Below are 236 nucleotides of genomic sequence, written 5' to 3' on the forward strand. Positions count from 1 at the left end.
AGCGACCATTCCCCGGTGAAGATCACCTGGCAGGTGATCGCCGGATCGACCGAACGCGCGCCGAGCAGGAAGGAGTTGATGTTGAGCAGCACCTGCGGGATCGGCTTGGCTGCAACGAAGCCGAGCTTCTTCGATTTGGTGGTGTGTCCGGCGACGACGCCGTTGAGGTACTGGCCCATGCCGATATAGCCGAAATAGGACCCGGCGTTCATCGGGTGCTTGTCCTTGTTCCACAT

At 60.2% G+C, this 236-nt stretch carries 1 protein-coding gene; it reads right to left on the reverse strand.

Going from position 1 to position 236, the window contains the following annotated elements; genetic code table 11:
• Positions 1 to 236, reverse strand: a 236-nt coding sequence (locus EOD29_RS35005; RefSeq protein WP_127248926.1) for a BMP family ABC transporter substrate-binding protein, incomplete at both ends; no start/stop codon positions are given.

The organism is Mesorhizobium sp. M1A.T.Ca.IN.004.03.1.1 (assembly GCF_003997555.1).
GTDB lineage: Bacteria > Pseudomonadota > Alphaproteobacteria > Rhizobiales > Rhizobiaceae > Mesorhizobium.